Here is a 12386-nt window from a genome sequence, read left to right on the forward strand (position 1 = left end):
GGTTTCTTAGGCATATTCGGCAAAAAAAAGGATAAAAAAACGGTTTAATTACAATTTCTTATTAAACATTCCACAAGGTTGTCCGTCCTATAAACAGAAAGCCGACAAACAATACGGCAGACAAGCATCATACAGTTTATAACAACAAAACATCACTACAGGCAACAAGGCAAAATGAATATCGACAACAACGAAATAACGAGGACCATAGCCCAAGACAAGGAAAAGGGGTTCCGACTGCTGATGGCGAAATTCAGTGAGCCGCTATACTGGCACATCCGCCGTCTGGTGGTGAGTCATGATGATGCACAGGACGTCGAACAGGAGACGTTTATCAAAGCATACCGTTCCATCGACAGACTCGACAACAAGGATGCCCTGACGGCATGGATATACCGCATCGCCACGCGTCAGGCACTGACATTGTTGGAACGGAACAAGAAGACAACACTGATGAGCGAAGCGCTCGGCGAACAGGATGCCATGGCAGATATGACTGCCGACAGCTACGTTGACTTCTCCGACCTCGAAGCCGTAAGGCTGCAAAAGGCGATACTCTCGCTGCCACGCAAGCAGCAGCTGGCATTCAACCTGAGATACTACGACGAGATGGACTACGACCAGATAGCCCAAGTGGCGGAGACTACTGCCACGACGGCGAGAGTGAACTACCATCTGGCTAAGGAAAAGATAAAAAGATATATGCAACAAGAACTCTAAAAGGAATTTGAGATATGGAAAAGAACTTTGATTTCAAGACCGTAGGAAAGAGAATGCCCTACGTCATGCCGGAAGGATTCCTTGCGGATATGGAAAACAGGGTGATGGAGAGCTTAGAGGCGAAGACCGCCTCAAGAGGCAAGTGCCGCATCTACAATCTGTTCCGCAGCATGGTGGCAGCGGCAGCAGTGGCAACACTCTTCATAGTATGCCACAGCGCACTACAGCCCAGAAACATGAATGTATATTCTGATCTGGACCAGGCGTTCGACAATCTGAGCTACGATGACCAACAGTTCATGATCGACGCCTACGACAACGACGTATTTCTGTCGGACACATATAATTCAAACCTATAGATAGCGCTATAACATAAAAAATAACAAACCGAAGTTCCGGATGTCCACGAATGTTGCCGGCAGACGATTCGACAAATGACAAGAAGGAACTTCAAAATCTAAAAGAAAGGAAAAAAATATGAAGACAACAAGAACGATAATCCTGACGCTGATGCTGGTGTTCACAGCCTTCGGCACACAGGCGCAGAATGCAAAGCAGCGTATGTCGAGAGAGCAGATGGCGGAAACGCAGGCCAAGCACATCGCTGCCGACCTGAACCTCACGGGCAAGACCTACGACCGCTTTGTGGAGACATACGAGAACTACAAGAAGGAGTTATGGCAGACCGCACCCAAGTGCCGCAAGAAGAACTGCCGCAACAGCGAGACTGAAGAGCAGGCTGCCGAGAAAATGCGCAAGCGCTTCGAGAGAAGCCAGAAGGTGCTCGACATCAGGAACAAATACTATCAGGAGTTCAGCAAATTCCTCACTCAGAAGCAGATAGAGCAGATGTATGAGAAGGAGCGCAAGATGATGAAGAGACTGAGCGAGCGCCGCAGGGCCAACCACGGCAAAAGGAGATGACAGCAAGTTTACAACGGCCTAATGACCGTTTGGGGGTGAACGGCCTAATGACCGTCTTCGGGTTAAAATAAAGCAATAAGAACAAGCGATTTTATATAGAATAAGTGTTGGTTTTTTTCTGGAGGTTGGCATCCGTGAGGATGTCAGCCTCTCGTTTTTTTTCATCGGTCATCAGAACTTGTGCGGACTTCGTCGGGGAGCTTATTTCTTCTTCCTTACAAACCGCAGACACTCGTTGAGAATCTCCACCTTTGCTATCTTCATTATGGCGAGATAGAGAAGCGAGGCGATGATGATGCGGGAGAGAAGGAGGAGGGCAAGGTTAGGAATACAGCGTGTGGCGAAATGGGTCACCGCCATCACCGCTGCTGCCGAAAGCATGAACGGCATGGTGTCGGCAAATACTTCAGCGATGCGGATGCCGATAAGGCGATGCGCCTGCCACTGCCACACGGCAAGCCACAACACGGTGAAGATGGTGTATGCCACCACCATGACATATATGCCATAGCTGCAAGTGAGCAGTATCAGCAATATCTGCATCACAATCTGTGCGATGTTGCACCACATGTATATGTCTGACCGTCCGCCACTGATGGCGAGCTGCTGGTACATGGTGTTGAACGAGAAGAAGGCACCACCCACACACAGCACCTGGAGCAACGGAATGCAGTCGGTCCATTTCTCCCCTATCGTGAGCAATATGAACTCATTGGAGACGAGCGACAGTCCGAACATGGCAGGGAAAGACAGGAACGCCGTGAAGCGCATCAGCTTGCGGAACACCCGTTTCTCCCTCTCGCTGTCGTCGGCAATCTGCGCCAGCACGGGCTGTGCCACCTGGTCTATGGTGCCGGATATCGTGCTGTATGCCATGGTGTTCCATTTATTTGCCTGGGTGAAGTTTCCCACTGCCGCCATCGGGAACTTATGTCCGATGATGAAGGTGAGTACATTGCCGTTGATGGTGTTTACGATAGAGGTGATGAGAATCTTGACGCTGAACGAGAACATCCGCCTTATCGGACTGAAGTCGATATGGAATGTGGGGTGCCATTTGCGGAAGGTGTAGTAGTAGCGGCAGATGTTCTGTATGAAGACGAAGAGCACCGACTGCCATGCGAGGCTCCAGTATGCCATGCCATTGCATGCCATCACCACTCCGCAGATGCCTGAGAGGGAGAGGGCGATGAGTCCTGTCATGGTGCGCTCCTTTGCCATGATGTTCTTGAACATATAGGCGTGGTGGGCGATGCCGAACGACGACAGGAAGAAGGCGAGAAACACGAAGCGCGACAGCTTGGTGAGCACCGGCGAATGGAAATACCAGGCGATGAGGGGCGCCGAGAAGAAGAGGATAACGTAGAGGATGGCACTGGCGATGATATTGAACCAGAACACGGCATTGTAGTCGTTTGCCGTTGGATTTTTGATATTCGTGAGCCCCTGGGTGAAACCGCTGCTCTGCAGATTGCCGGCAATGAGAGTGAAGATGGTGAGCACGCCCACCACGCCGTAGTCGCCAGGCGAGAGCTGCTTGGCAAGCACGATGCCGAACACGAGGTTAAGCATCTGTATCGTACCACTGTTCACCGCTCCCCAAAAGAGCCCCTTGGCTGTCTTCTCCTTCAATGATTCCGTCATCGTTTCGCTGTTTCTTTTCGTTGTTTCATAATGCGACCGCCACTAAAGTCTGCACGGGGTTTCGCATGTGGCGGTCTTAAGATTATGCAAAAATACAACTAAATGTTTTCTTTCCTTGTCTCTTTCGCTTTTTTTTAACTACCTTTGTAAATGGTATGGACATAAAAGATATAAAAAAAGAGTGGAACGCCAAGATTCTGGATATTCTGAAGGCGTTGACACGCATCTGCGAGGATCACGGACTTACCTTCTACTGCTGTGCAGGAACGGCAATCGGTGCGGTGAGACATCATGGCATCATCCCTTGGGACGACGACATCGACGTGATAATGCCGCGCCCCGACTACGACCGTCTGCTGGAGATAGCCAAGAAGGAGGATTTCGGGAAGTATGAACTTGTGACGCCCTACGACAATGAGGCGTACCCTCTGTATTTCTCAAAGTTGTCTGACAAGACGACGACTCTCGTGGAGGAGCGCGAGCGCCCGTGTGTCATCGGTCTGTTCGTGGACATCTTCCCCCTCGACGCCACCGACGATGACATAGACAAGGCGCACAGGCTGAAAGACAGATACACGAAGATCATCAACCGTCTCAATGCCATATCCACACGCAACACCTTCGGCGAATACATGCAGCTGCTGACAAGCACAAAAACGTGGGGACGCTTCGCCATAAAGACTCTGGCATTCTTCTGCCGGTCGGCGATCCGCCGCAGACTGATACGACAGATGGACGGGATGAGCCATCTCTACGACTATGAGAAGGCGAAGAACGTGCAGGTGTATACCGGGTCTTACGGCTACCGCGAGGTGTTCCCCAAGGAATGGCTCGGCAAGGGAAAGACGTTCCCCTTTGAAGACACCACAGTGTTGCTGCCCGAGAGATACGACGAATATCTGCGGCATTTCTTCGGCGACTACATGCAGCTGCCGCCTGTGGAACAGCGGATAGAGAAGCACAACAGGGCTTATCTGAACATGAACGCCAGAGAACCGATAGAGGAAGTAAAGAAAAAGCTGGGATAAACGATCTCATCGAGACAACAATCCTCTTCGAGACAAAAATCCTCTTCGAGACAAAAATTCCATAACAATAAAGACAAGAATAAATACAGATACTATGAACTATGCACTCATAATAGCCGGTGGTTCCGGCAACAGAATGGGACAAGACATCCCAAAGCAATTCATGCACGTGGACAACTGTCCGATAATCATCCACACGCTGCTCGCCTTCCAGCGTCATCCCGACATCGACGGCATCGCCGTGGTGTGTCTCGACGGATGGCAGACGGTATTGCAGTCGTATGCCAACCAGTTCTCGGTGACTAAGCTGAAATGGATTTTCATGGGCGGAGACAACGGACAGCATTCGATACGCAACGGTGTGTATGGACTGAAGGAGAACGGTGTGAATGATGATGACCTCGTGTTGGTCCACGATGCCGTGAGACCTCTGCTGTCGCAGGACATCATATCATCCAACATCGCCACATGCAAGAAATACGGATATGCCATAACGGGAATAAAATGCCGCGAGGCGATACTTGAGAGCGAGGACGGATTCAGTACACGCACCAGCATTCCGCGCGACAAGCTGATACGCACGCAGACGCCACAGACTTTCAGACTGAAGAACCTCGTGGCTGCCCATGAGGAGGCTAAGGAGAAGGGCATCACCAACTCCGTGGCTTCTTGTACGCTGATGGCGGAACTGGGCGGCAGGGAGATGCATATCGTGCCGGGATCGGAGAAGAACATCAAGGTGACGACTGTGGAGGATCTGGAAATTCTGAAGGCTCTCATGCATGTGCACAAGGAGTCTTGGCTGAAATAACGACATCTATCATGACAGAATACAGAAAGGACATTATCAACGCCGCTGCCGCTGCGCTGCCCTGGGAGAAGCTGGAAGACAGGAACATTCTCGTGACGGGGGCCACGGGCCTCATCGGGGGGTGTCTTGTTGAAATACTGATGGCTCACCGGGAGCGCTCATACCATGTATTTGCCGCCGGACGCGACGAGAAGAGGGCGCATGCACGCTTTGCCCGCTACTGGCACGACGAGCGGTTCCACTTCATAAAATTCGATGTCAGCGAACCGCTTGCCGGTGACGCTGTGTTCCACTATATCATCCACGCCGCGAGCAACGCCAGTCCGGTGTTCTTCGCCAAGAGTCCGGTGGAGATAATAAAGTCTAATGTTTATGGCACCGCCAATCTGATAGACTACGGCAGGAACCACGGCATGGAGAGATTCCTTTATGTCTCGTCGGGCGAAATCTACGGACAGGGCACCGGCGAAAAGGCGTTTACCGAGACAGACAGCGGATATGTGGACTGTGCCACGCCGAGGGCTTGTTACCCGTCGTCGAAGCGTGCGGCAGAGACTCTCTGTGTGGCGTATGCCGAGGAGTATGGCGTGGATGCGGTGATAGTGAGACCGTCGCACACCTACGGTCCGCATTTCACAGGCAGCGACAACCGTGTATTCTGTCAGTTCATCCGCAACGTGCTGCGCGGTGAGGACATAGTGATGAAGAGCGACGGCAGTCAGATGCGGTCGTGGTGTTATGTGGCTGACTGTGCCCTGGCGATGCTATACGTGCTACTGAATGGCGAACGGGGAAATGCCTACAACATCGCCGACACATCATCGGTGTTCTCCATCAGGGAGATGGCAGAGACGCTGGCTCACCAGGCTGGCAGGAAGGTGGTGTTCGCCATCCCTGAAGATGCCGAGAAGAAGGTTTTCACGAAGATTTCCTATGCCGTGTTTGCCACCGACAAGCTGGAGGCGCTGGGATGGAAACCCCTTGCCGGCGACTGGCAGCAGAAGCTGCAGACCACGATACGGGAGGAAATGGAGAAGGCAAATTAAATGCCTCAACGACTACCCAAGATAAAGCTTCTCATATTTCCGCTGCATCTGTTCCACGCCGAAGCGGACTGCAACGAACTGGCGGGCTTGCTGCGACAGCATCGTGCGGTCGGCATTGGGGATAACGCTGCGGAAGATATGGAAATACTGTTCGTGGCTGTTGTCGTGGGCCACGAGAGGCCAGTCTTTGGGGACGGTCTCATTGAGTCCCTTGCAGTCGCTGCATACCACCGGCAGACCGGCAAACGCCGCTTCTACCGACATCAGCGGAAGGCCTTCGAATTCGGAAGGCATAAACATATAATCAAAGGAGGCGAGATAGCCGGAGATGCCATACAGGGGCGGACGGACGGTGACGTTTGGCAGTCCGCCGAGCTCTCTGTCCACCATTTCCTGTAGTCTGCCGCCGCCGATGACATGGAAATGATACTGCGGCATATCCTGCAGACCTTTTATCACGGCAACGAGATGCACGATGCCCTTCTGGTCATCAAACCGTCCGGCAAAGAGGATGTTCGTCTTTCCGGCTTTCAACCCGTCATACGCTTTTTGTTCCACCTCCGGCACACCATTGTATATTATCGGCGGCCGACTGCCGTATTCCCTCGTATAGCAATCGAGCACCGACTGCGAGATAGCGACATTGGCATCATGGCGCTGATAGAAGCGCTCCACCTTTCTGCCAAACCGTTTCAGTCCGGTCCAGAGACAGGTGTTATGGATGGTGCGCACGAGCTTTACGCGACGCAGTATCCATGGAAAGACGCGCGAGATTGCCCACACGCACATATCCGGCACTTCGGTATGGGCATGCACCACATCGGGTCTGTATCTGAGCCAGAGCAGCAGAAAGCGAAAGGGAAAGAGCATGGCGGCGATACGTTCGGCGATGAAATGAAAATGGAAAGCGGGCATGACAGACCGGTGACAGGTAACGCCGGCAGACTGCAGTTCATCGAGGAACCCATGGGTGAATGAGGAATCGCCACGCAACACCTCCACCACATGATATTCAAAGTCGTCGTTTCCTGACTTGGCGATGTTGGCGGCAACCCGTTCCGCACCGCCAAGGTCGAATTTGGATATTATATGGAATACTCTTTTCATGATATTTCCCTTTTTCTTTAGTTATGCATATATGCCAGGGCATGCCTGATTACATACGCCATACTATAACATATTGCAAAAGTACGGCATTTTTCCCACTAATCAATGAAGGCATGTGAAAATATTGGTAAGTTATTTTTTCACCGTCACTAAAGAAAAAAACTAAAGCGCTGCCCGCAACAATATGCAAAGGCAGCGCTACATGAAAAGGTATTACTATTGAGAAGTCATCAACACTCTTTTCCGCCCAGGAACACACGCTCTACGATAGGTGTGGTGTAGGCGTATGGCACGAAGCTGACCGACGGTATAGGACGGGTGATGAAGAAGTTCGCCACCTTGCCCTTGGCAATGGAACCATACTGCTGGCTTTCGCCCATGGCGCAAGCACCGTTGAGCGTTGCGGCATTGATAGCTTCCTCAGGCAGGAGCCTCAACTTGATGCATGCCAACGACACCACGAACTTCATGTCGCCCGACGGTGTGGAACCGGGGTTATAATCACTCGCCACGGCAACCGGGAGTCCGGCGTCTACCATCTGGCGCGCCTTGCCATAAGGCAGGTTGAGGAAGAACGATGTGCCTGGCAGCACGGTAGGCATGGTAACGGTGTCTCTGAGAATCTCTATCTCCTCCACTGTCATGCTTTCGAGATGGTCTACAGAGAGTGCGCCATGGGCCACACCCACTTCTACTCCACCCGACGATGCCAGTTCATCGGCATGAATCTTCGGTTTCATACCCCATTTGTCGGCAGCCTCCAGGATGCGTGCCGTCTCTGCAGGAGTGAAGAATCCTTCATCGCAGAACACGTCAACGAAATCGGCAAGTTTCTCCTTGCCCACCTCCGGTATCATCTCGTTGACCACCAGGTCAACATAGTCAGGCTGCGTCATTCCCCTGCCCACAGCATGGGCGCCGAGGAAGGTGGACTTCACGCGCAGCGGTGAATTCTCCTTTATTCTCTTTATCACGTGGAGCATCTTCAGCTCGTCGGCGGTGTTGAGTCCGTAGCCGCTCTTTATCTCCACACAGCCGGTTCCCTTGCGCATCACTTCTTCCATGCGCACCATGGCCTGCCGGTAAAGCTCGTCTTCAGAAAGCGTATGCAGCAAGTCGGCGGAATTGAGGATACCGCCTCCGCGCTTGGCAATCTCGGCATAGCTGAGACCGCGGATCTTGTCAACGAATTCCGCCTCACGGCTTCCGGCAAAAACGATATGGGTATGCGAGTCGCACCATGATGGCAACACAGCACCTCCTCCGGCATCCACATGCTCATCGGCTGCTATTCCCTCTGCCGGCATCTCAGCTCTCGTGCCCCATGCCGCAAAGCGCCCGTCCTCAACGAGGAGCCATGCGTCATTCAATATGCCGAGGCTCTGCATCTCTTTGCCACAGAGCCTCTGCTTGCCATGAGAATCGATGCCAGCGAGAATCCCGATGTTTTCTATCAATACTCTCATCTGTCAGTCGGATATGTGGTATGGATTATTTTCTAAGAAACTCTATAGAATGCTGTATGTGGGGATACATCACCTCGTCGTTCACGATGAACGGAACCACCTTGCGATAGTCCTCGAACAGTTTCTCCACTGCAGGAGAAGACTTCAACGGACGACGGAACTCCAATGCCTGTGCCGCATTGAAAAGCTCGATGGCGAGCACGCGCTCCACATTGAGCACCACCTTATAGAGCTTGATGGCAGCGTTGGCTCCCATGCTCACATGGTCTTCCTGTCCCTGGCTTGAAGGTATGCTGTCTACAGACGCCGGTGTGCAGAGGCTCTTGTTCAAGCTTACTACTGAAGCGGCGGTATACTGGGTGATCATGAATCCGCTGTTCACGCCAGGTGTGGCAACGAGGAAGCTTGGCAGGTCTCTTGTGCCTGACACGAGTTTGTATGTTCTGCGCTCGGAGATATTGGCGAGCTCGCTCATTCCGATAGCGAGGAAGTCCATTGGCAATGCTATAGGCTCGCCATGGAAGTTGCCGGCAGAGATGATGAGGTCTTCATCTGGACAAACGGTAGGATTGTCGGTTGCTGAGTTTATCTCGGTGTCGATAACAGACTTCACGTATGCGAGTGTGTCCTTGGCAGCTCCATGCACCTGTGGGATGCATCTGAAAGAGTATGGGTCCTGGACATAAGGTTTCGGTCTGGCTGCTATCTCGCTGCCCTGAAGCAGTTCGAGCATTCTTGCTGCGGTGTCGAGCTGTCCCTTGTGAGGACGCACCACATGAACGGCCTTGGTGAATGGAGAGAGCAGTCCGTAGTAAGCGTCGAGAGACATTGCGGCAATCCTGTCTGCCCAGTCGCTCAACCGCTCGCTCTGAAGCAGAGACCAAACGGCGAAAGCACTCATGTTCTGAGTACCGTTGAGCAGAGCGAGACCCTCTTTAGAACCCAACTGTATAGGCTGCCAGTTCATCTCCTTCAGTACTTCAGCACCTGTCATCACCTTGCCTTTATATTCCACTTCGCCGAGTCCGACGAGAGGCAATGTGAGGTGTGCCAGCGGCACGAGGTCGCCGGAAGCTCCGAGCGAGCCCTGCATATATACTATAGGATAGATGTCGTTGTTGAAGAAGTCGACGAGGCGCTCCACGGTGTCGAGCTTCGAACCTGAATATCCGTAGCTCAGCGACTGTATCTTGAGCAGCAGCATAATCTTCACGATTTCGTTTGGCACACGGTCGCCGACACCGCAGGCATGCGACATCATGAGGTTGATCTGCAGCTGTGCCAGTTGGTCGGCGCCAACGGATACGTTACAAAGAGAACCGAATCCTGTGGTCACTCCATAAACGGGAGCTGTGGTCTCGGCAATCTTCCTGTCGAGGTATTCTCTACATTTGATTATGCGCCGACGTGCGTCGTCGCTAAGTTCGAGTTTGTAACCTTTCTCAATGATTTCGCCGATACGCTCAATCGTAAGATGTTCTGCTGAAATTTTGTGTATCATAGTAGTGTACGATTAATTAAAAAATCGGAAAAGCCCTGAGGACCCAAAAGACCTATGAATATAATACGCCTCCGTTGAGGCTAACAGAGTTCACTCAGGACTTTCCGACTATATTGTGTATTATAAAATGTTATTGATTATCTCGTCGTCAACGATGCTCGGCATCGTAACCTGCAGACCTGGAGTGCGCAGCATCTCGCGCTCGATGCTCGTCATCGAACCAGAGTTGCGTGCCCAACTTCGGCGGGCGATACCGTTGTTCACATCCCACAGGAGCATCTCGCGAATATGACGGTCTGAGTCGGCATCACCGTTGATCACCATACCGAAGCCACCGTTGATGACCTCTCCCCAGCCTACTCCGCCGCCGTTGTGGATAGACACCCATGTAGCACCGCGGAATGAGTCGCCGATGACATTCTGTACCGCCATGTCGGCACAGAACTGCGAACCGTCATAGATATTGCTTGTCTCACGGAATGGAGAGTCGGTACCCGACACGTCGTGATGGTCTCTGCCCAACACTACAGGCTTTGAAATCTCGCCCTTCTTTATCGCCTCGTTGAAGGCGAGGGCTATCTTGGTGCGTCCCTCGCAGTCGGCATAGAGAATACGTGCCTGGGAACCCACAACGAGGTGGTTCTTACCGGCCTCCTTGATCCAGTGGATATTGTCGTCCATCTGGCCCTGTATCTCCTCTGGCGCCTCTGCCTTGATCTGCTCCATCACTTCGGCAGCGATGCGGTCTGTTGTGGCGAGGTCTTTCGGATCGCCGGATGTACAAACCCAGCGGAAAGGTCCGAAACCATAATCGAAGAACATCGGTCCCATTATGTCCTGCACGTAAGACGGATAGCGGAACTTTCCGTCGGGCATCACGATATCGGCTCCGGCACGCTTGGCCTGCAGCAGGAAGGCATTGCCGTAGTCGAAGAAGTACATGCCCTTTGCGGTGAGCTTGTTGATGGCTGCCACCTGACGGCGCAGCGACTCCTGCACGAGGTCGCGGAATTTTTCCGGTTCCTCTGCCATCAGCCGTTTCGACTCCTCAAGCGATACGCCTACCGGATAGTAGCCGCCTGCCCATGGGTTGTGGAGCGATGTCTGGTCGGAACCCAGATCCACATGCATATTCTCGTCAGCGAGGCGTTCCCACAGGTCAACGACGTTGCCCACATAAGCCATGCTCACCGTGCGTTTCTCTTCCATCGCCTTGCGAACGGCAGGAATCAGTTCGTCGAGACTGTAGTGCAGCTCGTCTACCCATCCCTGTGCATGGCGTTTCTCGGCAGCCAGCGGATTGATTTCAGCAACGATGCTCACCACTCCGGCAATGTTGCCTGCCTTTGGCTGAGCTCCCGACATGCCTCCGAGACCAGAGGATACGAAGAGCATTCCGTGGATGTCAGTAGGACCGCCAGGTTTCTTCATCTGCTTGCGGGCAGCGTTGAGCACGGTGATGGTAGTGCCGTGTACGATTCCCTGCGGACCGATATACATATATGATCCGGCGGTCATCTGTCCATACTGGCTCACTCCGAGTGCGTTCATGCGCTCCCAGTCGTCTGGCTTGGAGTAGTTCGGAATCACCATACCGTTTGTCACCACTACACGTGGCGCATTCTTGTGAGACGGGAAGAGACCGAGCGGATGCCCGGAATACATCACGAGCGTCTGCTCGTCTGTCATCTCGCTGAGGTATTTCATCACGAGTCGATACTGTGCCCAGTTCTGGAACACGGCACCATTGCCTCCGTATGTTATCAGTTCGTGAGGATGCTGTGCCACTGCCGGGTCAAGGTTGTTCTGAATCATCAGCATGATGGCGGCTGCCTGCTCAGAGCGGTGTGGATAGTCGCTTATCGAACGGGCATACATCTCGTAGTCAGGACGGTAGCGATACATGTATATTCTACCGTATTCGTGAAGTTCTTCGAGGAACTCAGGTGCGAGTTTCGCGTGAAGATGTTTCGGGAAATAGCGCAACGCATTGCGCAGGGCGAGTTTCTTCTCTTCGTCGGTGAGAATCTCCTTGCGCTTGGGCGCATGGTTTATCTCTTTATCGTATGCCTTCGGTTCCGGCAGAGTGTCGGGGATTCCGATGCGTATCTCCTCTTGGAATTGTTCTTTTGTCATAGT

At 52.6% G+C, this 12386-nt stretch carries 11 protein-coding genes; 6 read left to right on the forward strand and 5 right to left on the reverse strand.

Annotated features, from left to right (window positions below; translation table 11 throughout):
• Window positions 1-174: 174 nt before the first annotated feature.
• The 3 genes from QVO99_RS05550 to QVO99_RS05560 all read left to right on the forward strand — a co-directional run bounded on the left by QVO99_RS05550 (window position 175) and on the right by QVO99_RS05560 (window position 1644).
• Complete coding sequence (locus tag QVO99_RS05550; RefSeq protein ID WP_022316611.1) at window positions 175-720, forward strand: RNA polymerase sigma factor; 546 nt, start codon at window positions 175-177, stop codon at window positions 718-720.
• 14 nt (window positions 721-734) lie between these two features.
• A complete protein-coding gene (locus QVO99_RS05555; protein WP_022316612.1) occupies window positions 735-1079 on the forward strand; it encodes a hypothetical protein in 345 nt (114 codons plus the stop codon).
• A 118-nt stretch (window positions 1080-1197) separates the two neighbouring features.
• Entirely contained in the window at window positions 1198-1644 is a 447-nt protein-coding gene (locus QVO99_RS05560) for a hypothetical protein (RefSeq protein WP_022316613.1), read from the forward strand.
• A gap of 201 nt (window positions 1645-1845) precedes the next feature.
• Here QVO99_RS05560 and QVO99_RS05565 read toward each other — a convergent pair whose 3' ends face one another.
• The gene (locus QVO99_RS05565; protein WP_022316614.1) at window positions 1846-3288 is read right to left on the reverse strand and encodes a lipopolysaccharide biosynthesis protein; all 1443 of its coding nucleotides are present in this window, start codon (window positions 3286-3288) and stop codon (window positions 1846-1848) included.
• Between the two features lie 155 nt (window positions 3289-3443).
• Here QVO99_RS05565 and QVO99_RS05570 point away from each other — a divergent pair, with 155 nt between their 5' ends.
• The 3 genes from QVO99_RS05570 to QVO99_RS05580 all read left to right on the forward strand — a co-directional run bounded on the left by QVO99_RS05570 (window position 3444) and on the right by QVO99_RS05580 (window position 6173).
• A complete protein-coding gene (locus QVO99_RS05570) occupies window positions 3444-4316 on the forward strand; it encodes a LicD family protein (protein ID WP_022316615.1) in 873 nt (290 codons plus the stop codon).
• A gap of 94 nt (window positions 4317-4410) precedes the next feature.
• On the forward strand, window positions 4411-5127 hold the full coding sequence (locus QVO99_RS05575; protein WP_022316616.1) for an IspD/TarI family cytidylyltransferase: 717 nt from the start codon (window positions 4411-4413) through the stop codon (window positions 5125-5127).
• A gap of 11 nt (window positions 5128-5138) precedes the next feature.
• Entirely contained in the window at window positions 5139-6173 is a 1035-nt protein-coding gene (locus QVO99_RS05580; protein WP_022316617.1) for an NAD-dependent epimerase/dehydratase family protein, read from the forward strand.
• A gap of 12 nt (window positions 6174-6185) precedes the next feature.
• On the opposite strand, the gene QVO99_RS05585 is transcribed toward QVO99_RS05580, so the two are convergent.
• The 4 genes from QVO99_RS05585 to QVO99_RS05600 all read right to left on the reverse strand — a co-directional run bounded on the left by QVO99_RS05585 (window position 6186) and on the right by QVO99_RS05600 (window position 12383).
• Entirely contained in the window at window positions 6186-7280 is a 1095-nt protein-coding gene (locus QVO99_RS05585) for a glycosyltransferase family 4 protein (RefSeq protein WP_022316618.1), read from the reverse strand.
• A gap of 230 nt (window positions 7281-7510) precedes the next feature.
• Entirely contained in the window at window positions 7511-8746 is a 1236-nt protein-coding gene (gene hutI, locus QVO99_RS05590; RefSeq protein WP_022316619.1) for an imidazolonepropionase, read from the reverse strand.
• A gap of 25 nt (window positions 8747-8771) precedes the next feature.
• Complete coding sequence (hutH, locus tag QVO99_RS05595; RefSeq protein WP_022316620.1) at window positions 8772-10247, reverse strand: histidine ammonia-lyase; 1476 nt, start codon at window positions 10245-10247, stop codon at window positions 8772-8774.
• A 120-nt stretch (window positions 10248-10367) separates the two neighbouring features.
• The gene (locus QVO99_RS05600) at window positions 10368-12383 is read right to left on the reverse strand and encodes a urocanate hydratase (protein ID WP_022316621.1); all 2016 of its coding nucleotides are present in this window, start codon (window positions 12381-12383) and stop codon (window positions 10368-10370) included.
• Between the last annotated feature and the right edge of the window lie 3 nt (window positions 12384-12386).

The organism is Prevotella sp. CAG:592, from assembly GCF_000436015.1.
Taxonomy (GTDB): domain Bacteria; phylum Bacteroidota; class Bacteroidia; order Bacteroidales; family Bacteroidaceae; genus Prevotella; species Prevotella pectinovora.